Source organism: Streptomyces sp. SD31 (assembly GCF_052068475.1).
In the GTDB taxonomy this organism is placed as follows: Bacteria; Actinomycetota; Actinomycetes; order Streptomycetales; family Streptomycetaceae; genus Streptomyces.
In genome coordinates, this window is the sequence record NZ_JBQHCX010000011.1 from 254,158 (window position 1) to 274,910 (window position 20,753).

General features: G+C 68.2%; 21 protein-coding genes and 3 pseudogenes. 13 read left to right on the plus strand and 11 right to left on the minus strand.

What is annotated here, in order from left to right; all coding sequences use genetic code 11:
- The first annotated feature begins 194 nt into the window (after window positions 1–194).
- Window positions 195–509, plus strand: coding sequence for a hypothetical protein (locus tag ACTMVF_RS24810; protein WP_441273304.1), 315 nt, complete (start codon window positions 195–197; stop codon window positions 507–509).
- Here the strand turns inward: ACTMVF_RS24810 and ACTMVF_RS24815 are convergent.
- The gene (locus ACTMVF_RS24815) at window positions 506–709 is read right to left on the minus strand and encodes a hypothetical protein (RefSeq protein WP_441273305.1); all 204 of its coding nucleotides are present in this window, start codon (window positions 707–709) and stop codon (window positions 506–508) included. The two genes, ACTMVF_RS24810 and ACTMVF_RS24815, sit on opposite strands and share 4 nt — an antisense overlap.
- Before the next feature lie 296 nt (window positions 710–1,005).
- On the opposite strand from ACTMVF_RS24815, the gene ACTMVF_RS24820 reads away from it, so the two are divergent.
- From ACTMVF_RS24820 to ACTMVF_RS24840, 5 genes are all read left to right on the plus strand, one after another.
- On the plus strand, window positions 1,006–1,656 hold the full coding sequence (locus ACTMVF_RS24820; protein WP_441273306.1) for a hypothetical protein: 651 nt from the start codon (window positions 1,006–1,008) through the stop codon (window positions 1,654–1,656).
- A gap of 21 nt (window positions 1,657–1,677) precedes the next feature.
- On the plus strand, window positions 1,678–2,970 hold the full coding sequence (locus tag ACTMVF_RS24825) for a tyrosine-type recombinase/integrase (RefSeq protein WP_441273307.1): 1,293 nt from the start codon (window positions 1,678–1,680) through the stop codon (window positions 2,968–2,970).
- Between the two features lie 488 nt (window positions 2,971–3,458).
- Complete coding sequence (locus ACTMVF_RS24830; protein ID WP_441273308.1) at window positions 3,459–5,231, plus strand: pentapeptide repeat-containing protein; 1,773 nt, start codon at window positions 3,459–3,461, stop codon at window positions 5,229–5,231.
- Window positions 5,232–5,919: 688 nt separating this feature from the next.
- The gene (locus tag ACTMVF_RS24835; RefSeq protein ID WP_441273309.1) at window positions 5,920–6,969 is read left to right on the plus strand and encodes a pentapeptide repeat-containing protein; all 1,050 of its coding nucleotides are present in this window, start codon (window positions 5,920–5,922) and stop codon (window positions 6,967–6,969) included.
- A gap of 407 nt (window positions 6,970–7,376) precedes the next feature.
- On the plus strand, window positions 7,377–7,859 hold the full coding sequence (locus ACTMVF_RS24840) for a hypothetical protein (RefSeq protein ID WP_441273310.1): 483 nt from the start codon (window positions 7,377–7,379) through the stop codon (window positions 7,857–7,859).
- A 532-nt stretch (window positions 7,860–8,391) separates the two neighbouring features.
- Here ACTMVF_RS24840 and ACTMVF_RS24845 read toward each other — a convergent pair.
- On the minus strand, window positions 8,392–8,574 hold the full coding sequence (locus ACTMVF_RS24845) for a hypothetical protein (RefSeq protein ID WP_441273311.1): 183 nt from the start codon (window positions 8,572–8,574) through the stop codon (window positions 8,392–8,394).
- Window positions 8,575–8,798: 224 nt separating this feature from the next.
- Window positions 8,799–9,083: a hypothetical protein gene (locus ACTMVF_RS24850; RefSeq protein ID WP_441273312.1), complete on the minus strand. Its 285-nt coding sequence runs from the start codon at window positions 9,081–9,083 to the stop codon at window positions 8,799–8,801.
- 359 nt (window positions 9,084–9,442) lie between these two features.
- Between ACTMVF_RS24850 and ACTMVF_RS24855 the strand changes: the two genes are divergently transcribed.
- Complete coding sequence (locus ACTMVF_RS24855) at window positions 9,443–10,102, plus strand: hypothetical protein (RefSeq protein ID WP_441273313.1); 660 nt, start codon at window positions 9,443–9,445, stop codon at window positions 10,100–10,102.
- A gap of 118 nt (window positions 10,103–10,220) precedes the next feature.
- Here the strand turns inward: ACTMVF_RS24855 and ACTMVF_RS24860 are convergent.
- Window positions 10,221–10,433 (minus strand): annotated as a pseudogene (locus ACTMVF_RS24860) (transcriptional repressor LexA); the annotation flags it as partial.
- Here ACTMVF_RS24860 and ACTMVF_RS24865 point away from each other — a divergent pair.
- A pseudogene (locus ACTMVF_RS24865) lies at window positions 10,392–10,508 on the plus strand (NrdR family transcriptional regulator); the annotation flags it as partial. The pseudogenes ACTMVF_RS24860 and ACTMVF_RS24865 sit on opposite strands and share 42 nt — an antisense overlap.
- Before the next feature lie 852 nt (window positions 10,509–11,360).
- On the opposite strand, the gene ACTMVF_RS24870 reads toward ACTMVF_RS24865, so the two are convergent.
- Entirely contained in the window at window positions 11,361–11,840 is a 480-nt protein-coding gene (locus ACTMVF_RS24870; protein ID WP_441273314.1) for a winged helix-turn-helix transcriptional regulator, read from the minus strand.
- Window positions 11,841–12,173: 333 nt separating this feature from the next.
- Here ACTMVF_RS24870 and nadC point away from each other — a divergent pair, with 333 nt between their 5' ends.
- The 3 genes from nadC to ACTMVF_RS24885 all read left to right on the plus strand — a co-directional run bounded on the left by nadC (window position 12,174) and on the right by ACTMVF_RS24885 (window position 14,555).
- Window positions 12,174–13,067 (plus strand): carboxylating nicotinate-nucleotide diphosphorylase, encoded by an 894-nt coding sequence (nadC, locus tag ACTMVF_RS24875; protein ID WP_441273315.1) that lies wholly within the window; start codon window positions 12,174–12,176, stop codon window positions 13,065–13,067.
- Window positions 13,055–13,912, plus strand: a complete 858-nt coding sequence (locus ACTMVF_RS24880; RefSeq protein WP_441273316.1) for a PhzF family phenazine biosynthesis protein — start codon at window positions 13,055–13,057, stop codon at window positions 13,910–13,912. The genes nadC and ACTMVF_RS24880 overlap by 13 nt, the downstream gene beginning before the upstream one ends.
- A 346-nt stretch (window positions 13,913–14,258) precedes the next feature.
- Entirely contained in the window at window positions 14,259–14,555 is a 297-nt protein-coding gene (locus ACTMVF_RS24885; protein WP_441273317.1) for a DUF1330 domain-containing protein, read from the plus strand.
- Here ACTMVF_RS24885 and ACTMVF_RS24890 read toward each other — a convergent pair.
- The 3 genes from ACTMVF_RS24890 to ACTMVF_RS24900 form a co-directional block, all read right to left on the minus strand.
- Window positions 14,483–15,166: a hypothetical protein gene (locus ACTMVF_RS24890; RefSeq protein WP_441273318.1), complete on the minus strand. Its 684-nt coding sequence runs from the start codon at window positions 15,164–15,166 to the stop codon at window positions 14,483–14,485. The genes ACTMVF_RS24885 and ACTMVF_RS24890 overlap by 73 nt on opposite strands.
- A gap of 68 nt (window positions 15,167–15,234) precedes the next feature.
- On the minus strand, window positions 15,235–15,744 hold the full coding sequence (locus ACTMVF_RS24895) for an NUDIX hydrolase (protein ID WP_441273361.1): 510 nt from the start codon (window positions 15,742–15,744) through the stop codon (window positions 15,235–15,237).
- Window positions 15,745–16,093: 349 nt separating this feature from the next.
- Window positions 16,094–16,246, minus strand: coding sequence for a hypothetical protein (locus tag ACTMVF_RS24900; RefSeq protein WP_441273319.1), 153 nt, complete (start codon window positions 16,244–16,246; stop codon window positions 16,094–16,096).
- A gap of 119 nt (window positions 16,247–16,365) precedes the next feature.
- Between ACTMVF_RS24900 and ACTMVF_RS24905 the strand changes: the two genes are divergently transcribed.
- The gene (locus ACTMVF_RS24905) at window positions 16,366–16,848 is read left to right on the plus strand and encodes a hypothetical protein (RefSeq protein ID WP_441273320.1); all 483 of its coding nucleotides are present in this window, start codon (window positions 16,366–16,368) and stop codon (window positions 16,846–16,848) included.
- A gap of 443 nt (window positions 16,849–17,291) precedes the next feature.
- A pseudogene (locus tag ACTMVF_RS24910) lies at window positions 17,292–17,786 on the plus strand (transposase); the annotation flags it as partial.
- A 183-nt stretch (window positions 17,787–17,969) separates the two neighbouring features.
- Here the strand turns inward: ACTMVF_RS24910 and ACTMVF_RS24915 are convergent.
- The 3 genes from ACTMVF_RS24915 to ACTMVF_RS24925 all read right to left on the minus strand — a co-directional run bounded on the left by ACTMVF_RS24915 (window position 17,970) and on the right by ACTMVF_RS24925 (window position 20,702).
- Window positions 17,970–19,430, minus strand: a complete 1,461-nt coding sequence (locus tag ACTMVF_RS24915) for an oxygenase MpaB family protein (protein WP_441273321.1) — start codon at window positions 19,428–19,430, stop codon at window positions 17,970–17,972.
- Window positions 19,427–20,137, minus strand: coding sequence for a polyprenyl diphosphate synthase (gene uppS / locus ACTMVF_RS24920; protein ID WP_441273362.1), 711 nt, complete (start codon window positions 20,135–20,137; stop codon window positions 19,427–19,429). Before uppS ends, ACTMVF_RS24915 begins: the two co-directional genes overlap by 4 nt.
- Before the next feature lie 232 nt (window positions 20,138–20,369).
- Window positions 20,370–20,702, minus strand: coding sequence for a hypothetical protein (locus tag ACTMVF_RS24925; protein ID WP_441273322.1), 333 nt, complete (start codon window positions 20,700–20,702; stop codon window positions 20,370–20,372).
- Between the last annotated feature and the right edge of the window lie 51 nt (window positions 20,703–20,753).

Here is a 20,753-nt window from a genome sequence, read left to right on the forward strand (position 1 = left end):
CGGCCGTCCGGGTCCGCGGGCGGCGGGAGTTGCGTTGGCCAGCTTCACGGTCCTGCTGGCGAGTCGGAGACCCGTCCGCACGTTCTCTCAATCTGATGTTCTCTCTTCACGGCGGCCGGGGGCGGTGGGACTTTCAACTGGCGAGGATTTCTTCGCCTGAGTGTCCTCACCTACCCACCAGGAGGGAACTTCTCATGGCCACACTCAACGTCAGACTTGCAGCTGTGTTCGGTACAGCCGCCTTGATCCTTTCGGGAGTGATCGCTCTCGCGCCCACCGCCTCGGCCGTATGTGCTGGGGTCGAGGTTTCCTCCACGGCGGGTGAGTTCTGTGTGGAGGCCAGCGTTACCGGGACCGAGGTGGCCGCGGAGGGGACTACCCAGGTGACGAGCCAGGTGCCGGGGGTCGTCCACGTAACGAGTGACACCGGGGAGTCCCTTAACCTCTCGCCCCTCGACCCCGAGGGCGTCATCCAAGGCCACAGCCACATCACCATCCAGCGCCTTTAGCGGGTCCGTGCTGTGACAGGAAGGTTCGCCGGGTTGCGCCGATTGCAGGCCATTCGGTGGGACGGCGTGTCCGCGCCGCTCGCCGCCGTGTGTCCCCCGGCTGCGGTCTGGGGCGCGCCGGCGGCCGTGACACCCTGGGCTATCAACCGCCAGAAGGCGAAGGTGTAGCGGCCCACGAAGTCGTCGTACAGGTCGTCCACACGGCCGCCACCCAACTCCCCGGTTTCGGGAACCGACTCCGAACCCCACTCGGAGGCGTGGGTAGTTGCTCGACCGCCAGATCGCCGCGCTGACGGCGGCCGACGACATCAAGAGGGGCCCGGTACTGGTTTCGTCGACGGGATCCGACACCACTTGTCGCTCAGGGCCGAGAACGCCTCGTTTCGCCGGAGGGCGATGTCTGTGAGTTCTGGCAACGCTTGAGGGGTTGCGGTGGGAGCATTGACGTGCCCTGCGGGATGAGGCTGCGATGACGCCACCGAAATCCAAGGTCGACTTGTACGCGGCGATCCGCCGTGATGCCCGGGTAGGGATGTCGTACCGGGCCTTGATGCGTGAGTACGGAGTCGGATTCCGCACGGTGAAGGCCGCGTTGGAGTCGGTCTGGCCGGAGCCGCGGAAGAAGCCGCGGCCGCGCGGGACCCGCCTGGATGCCTACAAGCCGTTGATCGACCAGATGCTCCGGGCGGATCTGGATGCGCCGCGCAAGCAGCGTCACACGGTCAAGCGGATCTTCGACCGGCTCCTGGACGAGCATGGGGCGGAGGCGGTGACCTATCCGATGGTGCGGGCCTATGTCGCCGACCGTCGCCCCCAGATCGCTGTTGAGGCCGGCCGCGGGGCGGTACACGCGTTCATTCCGCAGTCCCACAGGTCGGGGGCCGAGGCGGAGGTGGACTTCGGCGACGTGAAGGTACGTCTGGCCGGTGAGCTGGTCACCTGCTTCGTGTTCGCGATGCGCCTGTCGTATTCGGGCAAGGCCGTGCACCGCGTCTTCGCCTCCTGCGGCCAGGAGGCGTTCCTCGAAGGCCACGTCCACGCTCTCAGCGTGCTGGGCGGAGCTACCGCCTCGCCAGGTATCTGGGGTTGCCGGAAGGCTTCAGGCGTGTTGACCGAACTAACTCGTGTTTCCTCGCAGGTCAGTTAGGGTTTCTGCTAGCTTCCCGGCATGCCCGGTGAACAGCGTCCCGACAGGGATCTGAAGAACTTTGTGCTGCCTGAGTTAGGCAAGTTGCTGGAGACGGGAGACCCCTGGGAGCCGTACCAGGTGCTGGACCCGCTCGGACGACCGATCGAGCCTGTCGCGACGTACCTCAGAGACCTGATGGCAGCAGACAGTTCGCCGTTGACGCCGCGCTCGTACGGGATGGATCTGCTGCGCTGGTGGCGCTACCTGTGGGCATGCGGAATCGAGTGGGACCGCGCGGTTCGTGAGGATGCCCGGGACTTCATGCTGTGGATGAAGCTGGCGGACAAGCCGGTACGTGTCCACTGGCGCCACCGCGGCAAGGACCCCGCCGACATACCCCGACCCGCCTGGACCGGCAGTCCGGCGCCGGGAGCTCAGAACCCGGTGACGGGCAAGCCCACTGTCGGCAAGAAGTACGCGCCCAATACCCGGGCGCACTGCGAGACGGTGCTGCGGACCTTCTACGACTTCCACCTGGAGCGCAACACCGGGTCACTGCTGGTCAATCCATTCCCTCTGGTCCGCAATCGGCGCTCAGCACGAGCGAACGCCCACCACAACCCCGAGAAGGAACACAAGCAGCAGCGCACCGGCCTCTATCGGCCCAAGGTCCCCAAGCGAATCCCGCGCCGCATCCCCGACGAGAAGTACACCGAGGTCTTCGAAGGTCTCCGCTCGCACCGCGACCGAGCCCTACTGGCCTTCTGGGTCGCCACCGGCGCCCGCGCCGAGGAACTGCTCACCGCCAAGCAGAGCGATGCGGTCGTCGGCCAGCAGACTATCGGCGTGATCCGCAAAGGCACGCGCGAATACCAGGAGTTGCCCGCCACTCCCGACGCGTTCGTCTGGCTGCGGCTATACCAGGAAGAAGCCTGGAAGAAGGGCGTCCCCCGCCGCCGCGCGCAGCCGCTGTGGTGGACTCTGCGCCGCCCCTGGCGGCCTTTGGAGTACGACGCGGCGCGCATGATGTTCAACCGCGCGAACGAGCTCCTGGGCGCCAACTGGACTCTTCACGACCTGCGGCACACGGCGACATTCTTGATGCTCGACGACCCGAACATGCCGCCAGTCTACGTCCAGTACATCCTCGGCCATAAGCATCTGTCCACCTTGGACATCTACAACCGGCCCACCAGGGACGACGTGATCTCGGCAGGTCTTGCACACCATGCCCGCCAGGAGCGCAAGCGCAACGACCCGCCTCCTGCCCCGCCCGCGCCGGCCTATAACCGCGACTCCCTCGAGGTTCTCTTCGGCGGGAGGCCCAGGTGACGACTGCCACCGTCCCTCTTGTCTCCCCGCCGGCCCGGGCCGCGAGGAGCCTGACTGGCGGAGAGATCGATGCCTATCTGCTCGATGGAGCGCCAACGAGAGACGGAAGAGCTCGCCGGTGTTCGTCGGCATGCCAGCGATCAGCGAACTCGTAGTTCGGGAAGCCGAGAACCGGGATAGGACGGACTGACTGCGACATAGCTGGAGATCTGCCAACCTCTGTGGCGGTTGTTCGGAGAAGGCGTGTTACCTGACTTCGGCGTTTCCGCAGTTCAGAGCGTCTTGTCGGACCGCACCGAAGATTTCAGTGCGGCCTCGGAGGCGAGGTCGGCAACTGTCCGGCCGTGCGCGAACGTCCTTCGGGTATGTCACACCCGAGCCTCACACCCTCCCCAACCCCGCCTGACTGGCCGCACTGTGGCTACGACGCCACAGTGGAGGACCCGGTGGGCTGCCGTGGCATCCGCGTTCCCGGACACGCCGTCTGCATGGCCCACCTGGACGAGACCGACCGCACCGCCTACCTCGCCACGCTGACCCCCGGCGCTGACCTCGACCACCGTGGCACCCGCTTCAGCGGGCACCTGCTGGGCGAGCTACTCGGTCCCCTCGCATTCAACGGGCTCGCGAGGGAGATCGTCATCGGCACGGCGAGGTTCGACGAGGCAACCTTTATCGGTGCCAGGTTCGACCATGTCACGTTCACCGGGGAAGCCCGCTTCGACGCCGCGATCTTCACCGACGCAGCCTGGTTCGAAAAGGTCCGCTTCGCCGGGGAAGCCCGCTTCGACGGCGCGATCTTCACGGACACAGCCTGGTTTCACGGGGCGATCTTCACCAACGTCGCCAGGTTTGATCGGACGACTTTTACTGACAAAGCTTGGTTCCATGGGGCCAGGTTCGCCGGCGACGCCTGGTTCGGCACGGCGACCTTTACCGGCGGCGCCGAGTTCGAAAGCGTCACTTTCGCCGTCAGCGCCAATTTCCATGAAGCGACCTTCGCTGGCCGGGCCAGTTTCCTTTCGTCGACCTTCACTGGCGACGCCTGGTTCAAGGAGGTCACTTTTGCCGATGAGGTCCAGTTATGCGAGGTGTTGGTCCAAGGCGACGCTAGCTTCAGCAGGGCCCGGTTCGAGACAGCGCCGCAACTGGGACCGTTGCGATGTGGCGGTACTGTGTCGCTGGACGGTGTGGTGTTCGGTGCGCCGGTGACGGTGCAGATCGCCGCGCCCACACTGATGCTTGAGCGAGCTCGGTGGCAGTCCACGGGCGTGCTGCGGCTGCGTTATGCCGAGGTGCACCTGGCCGGGGCGGTGCTGGAGTACCCGCTCAGTCTGGCCGCCGAACAAGCCCCCTTCCGCCGATTTTGGGGAGACGCCCAGCTGCGCGAGGATGTGCTGGGGGACCGTGGCAAGAGAGTTCGGGTGATGACCCTGAGCGGGGTGGACGCCGCGCACCTGACGCTGACGGACGTGGATCTGTCCGAGTGCCGGTTCACCGGCGCTGTACATCTGGACCAGCTCCGCCTGGAGGGTCGCATCACCTTCTCCAGGCCTCCGACCGGCTGGCGCCGTCGCGGACCAGCGCCGCTGCGGTGGTCGCGACGACACACCCTGGTTGAGGAACACCACTGGCGCGCCGCCGCCCGAGGGCAGCAGCCCGCCAACGGCGGATGGGAGGCCAGTCCGTACCACCCAGACCGCGCCCACATTCCTGGACCGGAGACCGTCGCCGTGGCCTACCGGCAGCTACGCAAGTCGCTGGAGGACAGCAAGAACGAGCCGGGGGCGGCAGATTTTTACTACGGCGAGATGGAGATGCGCCGCCATGACCGCACCGGCACCACCCGCGCCGAACGCGGACTGCTACACGGCTACTGGCTGCTGTCCGGCTACGGCCTGCGCGCCTCCCGTGCCGTGGGCTGGCTCGTCGCCGCCATGCTCATCACCACCATGCTGCTGATGGGCTTCGGGGTCCCGAAGGACTCCCCGAAGCAGGAAGCGACGGGCACCGTGCCGCCCGGCGGAGGCAAAGTCACCTTCAAGATCGACAAATCTGACCCCCAGAACCCCACGGGTGACCGGCTCACCGGAGAGCGCTTCGAGAAGGCCCTGAACGTCACGCTCAACTCCGTGGTGTTTCGCTCCTCCGGCCAGGACCTGACCACCACCGGCACCTACATCGAAATGGCGTCCCGCGTGAGCGAGCCCGTCCTCCTGGGCTTGGCGGTCCTGGCCATCCGTAACCGCGTCAAACGCTGACCCACGGCCAGAGTTGGGGTCATGCGGGTGATCTAAGCAGACGTGGCAGGGCTGCCCTGGTGTACATGCGGGGAGTATCGGGCACCACTCGGCATATCGGGGCACAGCGTCCGAGTCGTGTCGTCGACAACCGGAACATCAACTTCTTAGTTCGGAGAAGGCATGTGAGGCAGGTGTCTTTGCCTCGTATATGCCTCGCAGGTATCCGGGGGCTGTTGAGGCATGTTGGCCTTGTGAGTCACGATGTGCCGCACCGGCTGCTACGAGGCCGTCGCGCTCACCTCGAAGCTGTATGCGGAGGGGTGAACGGCTCCGAGGAAGCGGGGCCCGTCAGGTACCGCTGGGCGCCGGCTCCGGCACGGGCAGCAGCGCTGCCGCACGGCGGGAGAGCAGGAGTGGGATCGCCAGGCGGAGCCGACGGCCGATCTTCGCCACTCAGTGCTACAGCTTCGCAACAGGGGTGCACTGGCGACCTGCCGCCCGTATCAACGTCTTCATGGCCGCCACACCGCCCCGCCGCTCCGGACGCGCCGCCCGCCGCCCCGCCGCCCCGCTCGGCCCCCGCCCACCACGCCGACACCACCGAACGCCCCAGCCCGCCGCACCCCACCCAGCCCCCACAACAGACCGCTGGACCCGCCTCCAGCAAGCCGTCAGCGCCCTCGCCGCGCTCGCCACCCTCGCCGCGGTGTTCTTCACCTGGCAGTCCATCCAGCAGGTCAACAACGAACAAGCCCTCACCCGCGAAGGACAGGTCACCGACCGGTACAACGCCGCCGTTGGCAACATCGGCGACGACTCCCTCGAAGTCCGCCTCGGTGGCATCTATGCCCTGCAGCGCATCATGAAGGACTCCCCCCGCGACCAGCCGGCCATCGTCAATGTCCTGTCCACCTACATCCGCAGCCACGCACCGAAACCCAAAGACCCTCCGCCCGGCAGAGAACTGGGCAGCGACATCCAGGCCGTCCTCACCGCACTCGCCATCCGCAACCAGGACCGCGACGGGGCCGCCCACGTCGACCTCCACGATGCCAACCTGACCGGCGCCAACCTGCGCGGCGCGGCCCTGCGCCGCGCAGGCCTGCGCTACGCGGCCCTGCGCTACGCGGATCTGCGCGGCGCAGACCTAGACGCCGCGAACCTGCGCAACGCCAACCTCCACGACGCGGACGTGCGCCGCGCGAAGCTGATCGCCGCAGACCTGCAGAGCGCGAACCTGAACGGCGCGGACCTGCGCGACGCGAACCTGAAAGGCGCGAACCTGACCGCCGCGAACCTGAAAGGCGCGAACCTGACCGCCGCGAACCTGTGCCGGGCAGAACTGGGCGCTGCGGACCTGCGCCGCGCGGGCCTGCGCGGCGCAGACCTAGGCGCCGCGAACTTGCGCAACGCCAACCTCCACGACGTGGACCTACGCGGCGTGCACCTGGGCAACGCAAACCTGCGCCGCGCGAACCTGAAAGGCGCGGACCTGCGCGGCGCGGACTCGGACAGCACGAACCCGGACAGCGTGGGCTTGGACGGCGCGGACCTGCGCGACGCGAGCCTGGCCGACGCGGACCTGCGCAACGCGAGCCTGTACGAAGCGGACCTGCGCGGCGCGGACCTGCGCCACGCGGACCTGCGCGGCACAAACCTTTTCGGCGCGGACCTGCGCAACGCGGACCTGCGCAACGCGAGCCTGGACAACCTAACCCTCGTCGGCGTGGTGGACTTGGAGGGCGTAAAGCGATAGCGCACCGCACCACTTAGACCAACGGCTCGTCACCGGCGCGCTGGGATGCGAGTTGCCACTGTGACGACGGCTGCAGCCGGGACGCTGAGCACTGTCATGGGCCAAGACCGAGGTCCGCGCGATAGGCCAGCCATCCAGGTAGTCGGAGAGCCAGGAAGCGTTACGACCGTAACGCTTCCCACCGCTTGCCTTACATGCCTTACAGGCGAACCTTCGCTCGGCCTCGGCGAACACACCCGCACCCCCAGATAACACACGCACCCGGGCCGCCCGAGCACAGGACACCGCCGCAACTTGAGCGCAGAGCGCCTCGGCTGTCGCGAGTTCCTCAGAACCGCGTCGACGACGTCGGGCGGCTCGCTCTACAGTCACGTTGACGTTGGCCACTGGCCCTGCTGAGGAGAAGCATGTCGCGCGAGCGCAGCCTGACACTGAAAGTCTTGACCGCGGCTGCCCGAGACCTGTCCCCGGTCATCGAGGAACTCAACAGGCAGCAGCGACACGCGGCGCGCGTCGAGGAGTTCTTCGTGGTTATCGAGCATGGGCTGAGCGGACCCGCAGAGGAACTGCGGCCCTGGTCATCCGAGAGGGACGTTCTCTACCGGTTCGAGAAGCAGTACTTCGTCGGAGACTGGGACGTTGAGTCCGGCGAGGGCACTCTCGGATACAGCATCGACGTGAGGCGCTGTTACACCGGGCGCAAGGGTCTGGCGAAGCGGGTGTTCGGGGGTTGGCGCCATAGAAGCGTGTGGCAAGGCACGTCGGTACGGCTTCTGGTCGTGGACGATGGCGTCCCGGCTCTGTTCTGGGACAGAAAGCGATACAGCGGGGACGTCGAGGGCTGGCGCCAGATCCTCCGGGACATCGACTGGCCCGAACTACACCCCTGAGCCACACGGCCGCTTCGGACGCTGTGTCACAACCTCTTCTGTTCAACCAGCCAGGTGGCCCGCGCTCGCTTCACGTCCGCCTTCTTCGCACCAGCTTCAGCTTCAGCACCCCCGAGCGTTGTCACTTCTCATCGACATTTCCCGGCCGTCTGATCGCGAAGTGCTACCCGAAACAGTCGACAAACGTTGCTGGCTCCCACCTACAGAACCAGCTGGTGGAGCGTCGGTGTAGACGGCAAGCCGCCGCGGGCCGCCACCCGCTACGAGCGGGCCAAGGTCGCCAGCCTCGCCGTGCGGAACGCGATCCGCGCCGCTCGCACCGCGCCGGCCGCCACGCCCACCGACCGCCACACCGAGGCGCCGCACGGCGTCGACCACCCCGGGCGGGACGCCGCGCTCACCCCGGCGCAGCGGGCCGCCGCCGTCCAGGCCCATCAGCAGGCCGCGATGCCGCAGGAGTACCTGGCGGGCCGTACGACCGACCCGGCGACGTGGATGCGCACACCGGCCAACCTGGAGCGGCTCGCCGCCATCACCCCGCGCAGCCGACGCCCGCCGCCGCGCCCTCGAGGACCGGGAGCTCCCGGACCCGGCCGCCGACCCGGTCGACCCGCGCCGCCAGGAGCAGGAGCAGCAGCACCCGCAGCCCGGTCCCGGCAAGGGCATCCAGCCGTGACGGCCGGGAACCGTCCGGCGGGACCGACGACAAAGTCACCGTGCCAGGCGCCGGGAGACGACTGGCGCCCGGCCCCGGGGCCACCCGGGAGCGGGGAGGGTGCGGGGGACCGTTCCCCTTTGAGCGCGGAGGCCCCGATGGTTGCCCCGACCCCGCCGTACCTGTCGCCGGAGCGCCTGGAGTACCTCCAGCAGCTCGCGGACGCGTCCCGGCTACGCACGGCGCTGTTCACGTCGCCTACGCCGGCGCCGGTCCGGCGCCGTTCACGGCAGTTTCCCGGTGGCCGGCCGAACCCGTGGCGGCTCGCGCGCCTGCGCCGCCTCCGGAGGTGAGTGCAGGACACCCGGCATTCGGTGCGCGCAGCCGATGTCGACGGTGCGCTTCATCGCCCACCGTGTGGTGACGATGCAGTTCATGGTGCGCACCGGCGCGCGCACTGACGATGTTGTGCACTCGCAACCTGGCGCGGTGCGCACCACGATGGAGCGGCAGGGAGTGAACTCCACTCCCTGCCGCTCCATCCGGTGCACACGGACGGTGATGAACATCGGATGCCGTGCACTCGATGCGCACCCCTTGTCCAGGTCGTCTACCGGGCATATGGGCCACCCCCGCTGGGGAAACGCAACCCTTGACCAGCCACGAGTTTTCGTGTTTCCCCTTGACCACGCCCGCCACCGTCCCGGCGATGGCACGCAGTGGCCCGCGTGGCGCTTGTCCGGAGGGGAGATCTCTCCCTCCCGCACCATCACTGTCCGTAGAACCGATGCGCGCGACGCAGAGCGGCGTCCACTCCCGCATCACGGTGCGCACCACCGAGTGGGAGTGGACGCCATCGTGCGCACCGGTCGGGGAGTGGACGCCACTGAGTTGCCGCCAACTTGAATTCCCAGGTCAAAGGGCTGGTGTGATTGGTCTTCTGGGTACTCGTGCTGGTCGCGGGCGGGAGTCCGAAGAGAAGATCGTCTGTCAGCACGGTTGGGCCGAAGAGAAACGCGATGCAGCAGCGTCGGCGGATGTGCGAGCCTTCTTTTTCAAGACGCCGACCGAGAAGACTCTGATGACCCGCGATGACGCCCTCAAGCAGCTCAGCCACATCGCGCGCGAGCGGGCATTCGGTAGGCACGTCGGGTCCGACCGGCTCATCCAGGCAGGACTTGACGCACTCATTGCCGAGGTCGAGAGTCCCTCCCTCGCCATATTGGCCGGCCTCCTCCGCAGCGAGGAACCCGAAGCGCCAGCGCTCTTCGACCGGGTACTGGAGGAACTGGGACTGCTCTTCCATCCGCCCGCCGACCCTCGGGCCGCAGAGTGGGCGATGGCCCACTGGATCGCCGGTCAGATAGCCGACGGAACCCTGGACCCCGCCACCGGCACCCACCTCATCTGGGCAGACACCGCCTACGATCTCGGCTACCCCGAAGAGCTGCAGTCCCTGGTCTCGTGCGCTCTCAACCTGGATGGATGGGAGGAGAACTGGGGAGTCTCCGTCGAGGAGCTCAACAGGGAAGCAATCGAGGCGGCGAAGCAGTTCCTGAGCAAGAGGCCGATCACACCAGCCCTTTGACCTGGGACTTCAAGTTGGCGGCAACTCACTGTGGTGCGCATCGGGTGCACAGCGGAGTCCACTCGGTGCGCACCATCGAGTGGGGGAGTGCGGTGCATCGTGCGCAACTCATCGCGCCGCGTGGACGAGGGGGCCGTAGGCCGCGTCGGAGGAATCCCTTGTGCTCCAGTGCCATTAGCTGGTGTGCGACCGAGGACGTGCTGGACAGGCCGACAGCCTGGCCGATCTCCCGCATCGACGGCGGGTAGCCACGCCGCTGCACGGACTCCCTGATGACCTCGATCACCTCCTGCCGTCGGCCGGTGAGACGAGACGTCCCTTTTGCAGGCACCCCGACAGCCGTGTCGTCGACAGCCGTACGACCGACGACGGCACGTCGATCCGCAGGCGCCGCCAGTGTCCTGATTGATCCCGTCGTTTCACGACCGTGGAGACGTGCTCGCTGATGGTGGCCAACCGACGGAATGCGCTGACCTGCAGAAACGCACCCGCCGCCGGGTGAGGATCCCGCGTAGGGGTGTGGAGTGAGACTGAGCACGGTAGGTGTCGTCATCTTCCCGTCCCGACCTGGCCTTTCGTGAAGCTCTGAGCGCGACATCTGTCGCCGAATTCGCATCGTTCCTGACGTGATCCGCGCTCTTTGCAGGCAAGTTGTCGTCAACTTCGAAGATGGCCCCTCCCAGGGAAGCCGTACGGCTTCCCTGGGAGCATGAGCGATACCCGGCGCCCTTTGTGGTCCCACCGCTGTACGTGGACGGACCTGCTGGTCCCGGTCGCGCTGGACGCGGGGCGGGGTGGCTTGGACATCTCCGATGGTTGGCCGGACCGGTGGACGGCGACGTGGAAGTACGCCGGGGACGAGATCACGGGCCCGGTCCGACACCTGGGGCAGGTGCCGGTGGCGAGCCGCGGGCCGATGCGGGGGTTCACCTGGCGGCGGGAGCAGCGGCACAGGCCCGGGTCTGGAGTCACTGGTGTCCACGAGGCGCCTGCACGGTTTCGAGAGCCTCGAAGAGGACCAGCTGCCCGTGGCCTTGGACTTCGCCAGTGACCTGGTCGAGGTGCTGTCGCAGCCGCTGCGTATCCGGTTCCGTACGACGGAGAAGTGGCGCAGCCACACGCCGGACTTCTTCGCGGTCACGCGGGCGGGGACCTGGTTGATCGACGTGCGACCCCGAGACTTGATCGAGCCGGAGGACCTGGAGTCGCACGGCAACCTCGTGACCCGGCGGTCCCGCCCCGCCTCCGATCCGAGGCGTCAGTCCGCGGAGCCCCTCTCCGGCGCCCCGTCGCCCACGGTGTCCGGATGTGAGACGCGGCTGGCGGACTGGCCGTCGGTGTGGTCCGACCCCTGCGGGTCGATCGTGGCCGCCCAGCGTTCCGCCCAGTGGGCGAGGGGGTTCAGGGCGTGGCGCGCCTCCTGTCCCAGCGGGGTGAGCTCGTAGCGGCTGTCCGGTAGTTGGTGAATCACCTGGGCATCCAGCAGTTCGGTCAGGCGCTGCCGCATAACGCTGGAGGACATGTCGTCGCACCGCTTCTGCAAGGGGCGGAATCCAAGCGGACCCGCGCGAAGCTCCCACAGGATGCGCAGACTCCACCGCCGCCCGAACAGATCGAGTGCGGCCATGAGGGGGCGGCCGGTGGTCGAGCCGCGAACAGGACTGCCAGGTCTGGGTGTTGCCATGTCGGGATGTCCAGCTCTCCAGGATTGATGCTTCGAATTCCGACACGCTAGCATCGGTGGCCGCTTCGGAAATCGAAACGGAGGAGGCTGTTGTGGCACCTGCCCTGACGACCTGGGTGAGAGGCGTTCCTGAAAGCCCGGGTCGACGGAGGCGAGACCGGCCGGGAGGACCGGTACATGCGCAAGGTGCCCCGAGTCCGACGTCGGCGCCGAGTCGCACGGACGGCTCACCCGGAACCTGTTCGTGGCGGGGGGACGGGTGACCGGCACGCGGGAGATCGAGTACAGGATCCACCAGGTCCTGCAAACCGGCCCAGCGGAACGGCAGTGCTGCCTCGTCAGCGGTTGCCGCCCCCAAGCCAACGTCCACTCAGAGCTGGAGACCAGATGACCACGACTGAGTTTCCCTCGGCGGCAGCACGGGCCGCCGCCGCTGCCGCCCTGGCCGAGGACGCGTCAGGGAGGGACATCACCACCGAGTGGAGCGTTCCCGAGGACCTGGCGGCCACGGCCGAGATCCGCACCCGGCAAAGCGGCATCGCCGCCGGCCTCCCCGTGGTCGCCGAGGTCTTCGCGCAGGTCGACCCCGAGGTCAAGGTCGAGCCGGCCGTCGCCGACGGCGCCCGACTGGCCGACGGCCAAGTCCTGGTGCACCTGTCCGGTTCGGCGCGCAGCCTGATCACCGGGGAGCGTACGGCGCTGAACTTCCTGCAGCGCATGTGCGGCATCGCGACGCTGACCGACCGCTACGTCCAAGCTGTGGCAGGGACCAGGGCGCGCATTCTGGACACGCGCAAGACGGCGCCGGGCCTGCGCGCCCTGGACAAGTACGCGGTCACCGCCGGCGGCGGCCACAACCACCGCCTCGATCTCGCGGCGATGGTCCTGCTCAAGGAGAACCACATCGCCGCGGCGGGCGGGGTGACCGCCGCGATCGAGGCGGTCAGGCGCGGGATGGCGCGCACCGGGCAGACCGTGGAGAGCGATGTCGAGGTGCAGACCGTCACCCAGGCCGTCGAGGCCCTCGACGCCGGAGCCCGCTGGATCATGCTCGACAACATGCCGGTGGCCGACATCGAGCAGGTCGTGAAGGTCCGGGCCGGGCGGGCCGACGCTTCCCGGATCCTGCTGGAGGCCTCGGGCACCATCCGCCTGGACACAGTTCCCGCCATCGCCGGGACGGGCGTCGACCTCATCTCGGTCGGGGCGTTGACGCACAGCGCGCCCGCACTGGACCTGACCATGCTGCTGACCACCGGCCCGGTGCCATGTCCGAGGTAGCGGTCGTCGACGCGTGTCAGCGAGACGGCGCGGGTGGCAGCCCGACCGCCGTTCTGGATGACGCGCCGTTCACCGACGAGGAGCGATGCCGCATTCCCACGGAGTTGGGAACATCGCACGCCGTCTTCCTCCGCGCGACCGGAATCGAGCGTCGTCAGCCCGCGTACACACTGCGGTTCTTCACCGCCCAGGACGAATTGCCCGCCTGCGGACACGGCACCGTCGCCGCCCTCGCCGTGCTCGCCGAACGGGAAGGCGGCGACCACGACTACCGTGCCGTCCTGCGTACGGCCCACCGCAGCTTCGACGGTCGGGCAAGCCGAAACGATGACGGCCTGACGGCGTCGTTCGACCCGGGCCCGGTCAGCCTGCGTAGCGCCGGTGGACCCGAACTGAGGGCAGTCGCAGGCGGCCTCGGACTGACGGAGGACGCGGTCGCCGGCGACGCCTGCGTGGCGTCGAACGGGCGGCCGAGGCTTCTGCTGCCCATCCGATCCCGCGCCGCACTGGCCGAACTCACGCCGGACTCAACCCTGTTACGCGCAGCCTGTGACCGCTACGGTCTGCTGGGCTGCTACGCCTACTCGCCCCCGGACCGACACGGCCGAGCAGCAGCCCGGATGTTCGCCCCGTCGATCGGCGTCCCCGAGGACATCGCCAACGCCAACAGCACGGCCTGCCTGGCAGCGCATGCTGCCGAGTTCGGCACACACCGCCTCGCTGTCGATATGGGTGACCACCTCGGCAGCCCGTCCACCATCACAGCGACCGTCCACCGCGACCGCACGGGACACCGGATCCGAGTCGGCGGCCAGGCAGCGATCGTGCGCAGGGTCATGCGATGAGGCCCGCGCGCTCAAGGCGAGGGTGCCGGTGCGCAGCAGGTCCAACTGCTCCGGTGAGAGCCCGGCCAGTTCTGGCGGCATCTGTGGCAGGGGCTCAGGGTTGATGGCCGATCACGCCGTACTGGTGCGACTCCTCCCTACTTGTCGGCTCCTCTTCGTTCCAGTTCAGGCCGCCGCCCTTCCGGCGAGGCCGGTCATCGACTCGACCGGCTCCGACCGCAGCCCCAGCCGGTTGATCGAAGCCGTCCGACTTCGACGCCGTCTCCGTCGGCTCGCTGACCTACAGCGCGCCGGCCATGGATCTGAGCAAGCTTCTGAGCATCAATTCCGAACACAGGAGGTAACTGTGGCCAAGGGCTACTGGGTCAGCGTCTACCCCACCATCACAGACCCTGAGAGGCTTGCTGCCTACAATGAACTGGCCGGTCTGGCCGTCAAGGCCGCAGGCGGGCGGGTGCTCGCCAGCATCGGCAGCCGGGTCGTCGCACACGAAGCCGGAATCGTCGAGCGCGTTGTCCTGATCGAGTTCGACAGCTTCGAACAGGCGGTCGCCGCATACGAGAGTGCGGCCTACCAGAAGGCGCTGGCCGAACTCCCCGACGGCTTCGAGCGCGACTTCCGCATCATCGAAGGCCTCGACTGACGATCGAGGCTGCGTCGGCGACGAACACCAAGCCGACTGCCGGGACCACCCCGGCTCGTCCGCGCGCCGCACCGTCGCGAACAGCGCCAGGCCAGTGGCATCGGCAGTGATGTCCAGTCCGGCGACGGTTCCCGGCGGCGCGGCGGCTCGAACGTCGGCCTCGATGTCGGCGGGGTGCGTTCGACGAGGTTCCAGCGGCCGATGTGGGTCATCAGGGCGGCGTACGGGTTCGGGGTCGCGATGTTGGAGAAGTAGAAGGTGCCTCCGGGGCGGCACAGGCGGGACAGGGCGGTGCGGATCAGGGCTCGGGCGAAGAGTTCGAGGTAGTCGTCGAAGTGATGGCCCCAGGTGCCGGGCACGCCTCCGGGCTGAGCACGCAGGATGTACTCGATGATCTCGAAGTCGCCGGCCCGGCCGCGAGCCTGCTCACGGCTCAGCTGGACCATGCCGCCGGCGTCGGCGAACATCTCGGCCAGCGGTGCCATGGCCGCCGTGACGGTGTCCTGACGGGCCGTGGCGAGCGCGGCGGGAAGTCGGCGGAGGGCGAAGTCGTCGAAGTAGCGGTGTGCGGTCGCGCGGTCTGCGCCGGCGATCGCCGGGAGTTCGGCCATGGCGATCAGCCGCTCTCACAAGGCGCGTTGGCCGCAAGCAGGCATCCCAGCCCGAGAGGCGGGAGAGGTCAGGACTGCGTGCTCCGGAACGCGAGATACCGGCTGAAGGCTTCGTGGCTGTCGGGGGTGAAGCGCCACTCCAGCAAAGCCGAGTCGAGCTCCGGCTCGGTCAGCCAGCCATGCCAGGCGACGTCATCGGGATCGGGGACCACGGCGTCCGGCACCACGGCTTCGTGCACGCCGAGCCAGTGAGGGCTCAAACCGCTGCGGTTGATGAACGTGAACAGCAGGCGCGGCAGCGCACGAATGCCCATCTCTTCGGCCAGCTCCCGCGCGGCGGCCTGTTCATAGGACTCGCCGACATTTGCGGCGCCACCGACCTCGACCTCATAGAGCCCGGGGAAGCGCGACACCTGCTCCGACCGCCGGTGGACGAGAATCCGGCCACGATCATCACGACACACCGTCACGGCGACCCGATGCAGCCAACCCTCCCGGATGGCCTCCCGACGGCTGACCACCCCCAGCACGCGATCTCGACCGTCGACACGCTCCACCAATTCATCCACGACGCACACCCTGGCAGAGCCCACCGACAACGCCGCTTCTCGGCGACCCGCGGAGGCTGGCCCCAAAGCACCTGCACCAGGAGGCCGGACGCGGATGACGACAGTTGTCGTGCAAATACGACACCTATCGTGCTCAGCCTCAGAGAATCACTCAACCTTCGCTGCGAAAGGTCATTCGTCGGCGCTCGCGCCGCCCCGGGTTCCCAGACTGGGAACCCGGGACCGGCTCGGGGATCTTGGGGGCTCTTGGAACGCGAACTCGGTGGCCAGCGCCAAAGCCCGGCGGCCTCCTCGGTCGTGGTGGAGGGTGATCACGCTGCCGAGCGTGGCCATGGACAGCTCGGACGAAGCTCTCCACCTACCTGGTGAACCGTGCGCGCTTGGCAGGATCGTCGCGGTCGTCGACGGTCTCGGTGATCTCGCCGACCCAGTGCGCCGCCCAGCTGCCCAGGAGGATGCCGTCGCGGTGTCCAGGAGCAGTCGGCCGATCTGCTGGGTAACAGGCTCTCATCGTCCAACCTGGAAGGAGACCGGTGCGGGCGTGCACCGACCAGCCCCAGCCCCAAGCCGCCCGCTGCTTCTCTTGCGGTGGCAGAATGCCTGATCACGGACGAGCACGCGGGGGATCCCATGAACGATCAAGGCCTCTCGACAGAAGGCTTCAGCATCTTCGCCGTCGACGCCAGCTGGCCGGAATCACGGCAGGTCATGGGGCACGGCTACGACCAAGTCACCGGCGACGTCCATGTGTCCCTGTGGTTCGGCTCTCCGTACTTCGATCCCCAGGTCGCGCACATCACGGTCTTGAGCGCCTCCTCCGGAAACGCAGAGGCCGGCGAAGCTCTGGTACGGGCTTTCGGGATGTACTGCCACCTTGGCGAGGAACCCCTGTCCGGTTTGCCGGCCTCCGAACCCGTCACCATCACCACAGACGGGAATCCCATGACGTTCGAGCTCTGGCGCAACAGCGTCAACAGTTGCTGGGTCGCACGGGGATGCGTCGAGAGCACTGAAGTGGTCCTGTCAGCCTTCGAGGTCGAGCCCAGTGAGCTCAGCCTGGTCCGCGTGAGCGACCTGACCTCGTTCTCGAACCCGTTCGAGTCCCTCAGGTAACTGCTCTACGCGGCGGCACGCAAGCGCGGTCAGAACCAAGGAGCGCGCTCAGTCACACGGCACCGGCGTACCGTGGTTCACCGGGAAACTCCGCACTCCTTCACGGGACGGTTGCCTCCCGGAGGTCGCGTTTCAGCAGTTCAACGAATTCCGTCGGTTGACCCATCCTGGTCTGCAGCGGCACCGGCGGCGGCACGACCATCCTGCGCACCCTCACCGCCCAGTTCCTCCACCAGGGCGCCCACGCCCTGGTCCTCGACACCACCCGCATCTCCCACCTGTGGGCGAGGAACCCGCCGACGGTGACGCACCGCGGCAACGTCGCTGGCATCCACGACGCCCTGGTCGGCCTCGCCTCCGAGCTGAAGCGCCGTATCGACCTCGACGGCGACCTCGACGGCGTTCCGCGGCTGATGGTCGTGATCGACCGGGCCGACGGCACCCTCGCGGCGGAGGCGGGTGCGGAGCGATTCTCCGAAGTGACCTGGCGGCAGGGCAGCAAGGGCGCGATGACCTCACGGTTCGCGGTGCTGACGGTGCGGCCCGCGGGCAAACAGTCCCTGGCCGCCGCTCAGGAATCTGGCGGGGGCCGCAGCCGGTGGGACGGCGTCCTGCCCACCCAGAGCCTCCTGGTCGAATGGCCGGACGGCCAGGACGCCCCGACGGACTACTGGATATCGAACCTGCCGCCTACCACACCAACTGCTGACCTGGTGCGGTGGGCGAAGATGCGCTGGCGGATCGAACATGACTACCGCGAGCTCAAACACGGCCTGGGACTCGACCACTTCGAAGGCCGGACCTGGCGCGGCTGGCACCACCACGTCACCCTCGTCACCGCCGCGCAGGCATTCCTCACCCTCCGCAGGCTCGACCCAAAAGTCGAGGCACCGACCCGAGCCTCTACCAGACCCTCGACGCACTCCAAGACCTGCTGAGGTGCTGGACCGGCACCTGCAGCACCCGCGGTCGCCCCCTCAAAACCAGCAGAACCAGAACCTAACGAAGCACTACTAGAGGCCTCCAGGCAGAGCGGCGCCGTTCAGCGTCGACGAGCGTCAACACCCGTCGCTTGATCACTCGTTGGTGTTGGTGGTGCGAGCCCAACGGGCGCGAGTTCGTCAGGCGTCGGCGAGGAGGGGGTCGTACGGGGTGCTCGTGCGCCGGCCCGACATGAAGGAGAGGAAGTCGCCGACGAAGGCACTCCGGCCGCAGGCGCCGTCGGTGGTGGTGAGGTCGCGGTGGAAGGCGGTGCGGAAGAGGGCGCGGTATTCGTCGGCGTCGATGGTCCCGCTGCGGTCCTTGTCGGTGGCGTCGAAGAGGACCTCGGCGACGCGGATGAGCGCGGGTCCGGCGAGGGTGGGGACGGCTGCGGCGTACTCGTCGGCGCTGACGCGGCCGTCGCCGTCTGTGTCGAGGGCGGCCTGGAGCTCGCGCCACCAGGCGGCGAAGGCGTCGTAGAGCCGACTCTCTTCGGGTTCGTCCAGGTCGAGGCGGGTGGAGAGTTCGCGGGCCATGGCGGCGAGGTCGGGCCAGTCGAGGTGGCCGTCGCCGGTCTGGTCCAGCACTCGGCTGAAGAACTCCTTCGCCGAGCGTCGGCCCTCCCCTGTGCCCGCGGAAGGTGCCGGGTCGGGGTCGGTGCCGCCTAGCGGTGTGAGGAGGCGGAGCAGGGCCGATGCCCGTTTCATGCGGGCGGCCAGGGCGGCGACGGTCCGGGCGCGGGGGTCGTCGCTGTCGGGCGATAGGGAGAGGGTTTCGATGATGCTTTCGGCGTTGATCCAGCCCTCGGGCAGGAAGCGGGCGAGTCCGGCGGCGAGGTATGCGCCCTGCATCAGGGTCGGGGCGCCGGGCATCTCCGGCAGGCCGGCCCGGCGCCGGTAGGGCTCGGGGAGCGAGGCGACGGTGATCGCGCCGAGAAGCGGACCGGCGACGGCGCGGCCGGCCGCCCACAGCGTCGGCGCGCCGTCGAGCAGGGCCGGGGCGGGCAGGTGGTCGAAGAGCCGGTAGAGGATGACGCGGGCCGCCTCGGTGTTCTCCAGCTCGTTTTCGACGACCCGGTCGAAGTACGGCCAGAAGTCGTTCAGGTCCTCGGGAAGTTCTGCGGCGTCGCCGTCGAGCGCGGCGAGGAACGTGCGGTACTCGGCGTACATCCGCTCCATCGTGTCCTGGTCGAGCGGCTGGCCGCTGAGCCGGCACATGGTGACGGCGCTCTCGAAGAGGGTGGCGACCACCCAGGCCCGGGTTGCCCGGTCCATCGCGTCGTAGGCGCGGCCGCGGGAGTCGGAGCCGCTCATGCGCGCGTGCAGCCGGTTGAGCCGGGCGGCCTCCCGTTCGCGTACCACCGGGTCGCTGTCGAACATACGCCGCATACTGAGGAAGGTGTTACGCAGCCGGCGCCAGGGGTGGGCAACGAAGGTGGAGTTGTCGACCAGGGCGGCGCCGATCTGCGGGTGAGCGGCCTCCAGCACAGTGGCACGGATCATGGCCAGCGCCCAGCGCGGGTCGTCGAAGAAGGCGCTGAACTGCGATTCCGGCCCGAACAGGGGCGCCTCGTCGGCCGTTCCTGTGGTTCCTGTGGTCATGATGGGTCTCCGTTCGTCCGGGGCGGCACGCCGCCGAAGCGGCGGTCGCGGCGCCGGTAGGTGTGCAGGCAGGCCAGGAAGTCGGGGGCCCGGAAGTCCGGCCAGAGCACCTCGGGGAAGACCCACTCGGCGTAGGCGACCTGCCAGAGCATGAAGTTGGAGATGCGCTGCTCGCCGGAGGTGCGGATGACCAGATCCACATCGGGGGTGTCGGGGAACGGCAGGTGGTCCGCGAAGAGCCGCTCGGTCACCTCATCAGCGGGCGTCTTGCAGCGGATCAGCGACCTTGCGGCCTCCACGATGTCCCGGCGCCCGCCGTGGTCGAAGGCCACGGTCAGCGTCATCCCCCGGTTGTCGGCAGTCAGCGTCGCCAGATCCTCGAAGTCCTGGGTCAGTTCACGAGGGATACGCGGGTCGGCGACTCCGAGGAAGCGGCAGCGGATGCCGCGGGCGAGCAGCAGCGGTGCGTGCTTGCGCACGACCCGGCGGACCAGGCGCATCAAGTAGTCGACCTCGGTGCCAGGACGGTTCCAGTTCTCGGTGGAGAAGGCGTACAGGCTGAGCCACTCGACACCGGCGGCCCGGGCCGCCTCGATGATGTCGATCACGGTGGTCTCGGCAGCCCGATGACCCGCCGTGCGGGGAAGCGAACGCCGCTGTGCCCAGCGGCCGTTGCCGTCCATCACGCAGGCCACGTGCCGCGGCACCGCACGTACCGACCCGTCGCCCCGTCGCTGCTCGTCCGGCCCGTCGTCGTACTGTCGCCCGTCTGGCAGGTCCTCCGTCGCCGCGCGTGCACGCGGGACGCCGTGGTCCCTCACACCTACCCCGTCTCGCCGCCCCCGCCGCCCACACCCACACCCACCGGGTGTTCCATCTCGGAAGTCTGACAGTGCGACAGGAGCCTAAGCGGCCAAACGGGTGGCCTCCACCCTTGGGTCATACGTCTGATTCCGTCATACCGGCGTCGGTAGCCTCCCCTGGCGACCAGCCCGCGGGCCTACGCGTTCGGAGGCTGGCGCAGGTCCAGGAAACAGCGCGTTCGGGCAGCTTGCGGCGGAGCATGTCCATCGACTTCTTCACGTCTTCGAGCTGATCACCGTGGACCCGCAGGCGCCACTGCATGTGTTCCATCCGTGCAGACATCGCCAGTGCGGCGAACGTCTGCGCCAACTCCGCTGCGCCTGCCTGCCCCTCCTGAGCCTTCTTCGCCCAGATGAGAGCCATCTTCTCGTACCCCAAGGCACGCTTGGGCGCTTCGCTCGCGGTCATTCCCAACCCCCCAACAGAAACAGGACTTCCCGTTGTACCGAACGCACTGCC

Excerpts from the sequence above, each read along its gene's own strand:
- ACTMVF_RS24810 (WP_441273304.1), top strand. The coding sequence starts at position 195 with ATGGCCACACTCAACGTCAGACTTGCAGCTGTGTTCGGTACAGCCGCC.
- ACTMVF_RS24825 (WP_441273307.1), top strand. The coding sequence starts at position 1,678 with ATGCCCGGTGAACAGCGTCCCGACAGGGATCTGAAGAACTTTGTGCTG.
- ACTMVF_RS24830 (WP_441273308.1), top strand. The coding sequence starts at position 3,459 with ATGGCCCACCTGGACGAGACCGACCGCACCGCCTACCTCGCCACGCTG.
- ACTMVF_RS24840 (WP_441273310.1), top strand. The coding sequence starts at position 7,377 with ATGTCGCGCGAGCGCAGCCTGACACTGAAAGTCTTGACCGCGGCTGCC.
- ACTMVF_RS24850 (WP_441273312.1), bottom strand. The coding sequence starts at position 9,083 with ATGTTCATCACCGTCCGTGTGCACCGGATGGAGCGGCAGGGAGTGGAG.
- ACTMVF_RS24870 (WP_441273314.1), bottom strand. The coding sequence starts at position 11,840 with ATGCTAGCGTGTCGGAATTCGAAGCATCAATCCTGGAGAGCTGGACAT.
- nadC (WP_441273315.1), top strand. The coding sequence starts at position 12,174 with ATGACCACGACTGAGTTTCCCTCGGCGGCAGCACGGGCCGCCGCCGCT.
- ACTMVF_RS24880 (WP_441273316.1), top strand. The coding sequence starts at position 13,055 with ATGTCCGAGGTAGCGGTCGTCGACGCGTGTCAGCGAGACGGCGCGGGT.
- ACTMVF_RS24890 (WP_441273318.1), bottom strand. The coding sequence starts at position 15,166 with ATGGCCGAACTCCCGGCGATCGCCGGCGCAGACCGCGCGACCGCACAC.
- ACTMVF_RS24900 (WP_441273319.1), bottom strand. The coding sequence starts at position 16,246 with ATGAGAGCCTGTTACCCAGCAGATCGGCCGACTGCTCCTGGACACCGC.
- ACTMVF_RS24905 (WP_441273320.1), top strand. The coding sequence starts at position 16,366 with ATGAACGATCAAGGCCTCTCGACAGAAGGCTTCAGCATCTTCGCCGTC.
- ACTMVF_RS24915 (WP_441273321.1), bottom strand. The coding sequence starts at position 19,430 with ATGACCACAGGAACCACAGGAACGGCCGACGAGGCGCCCCTGTTCGGG.
- ACTMVF_RS24925 (WP_441273322.1), bottom strand. The coding sequence starts at position 20,702 with ATGACCGCGAGCGAAGCGCCCAAGCGTGCCTTGGGGTACGAGAAGATG.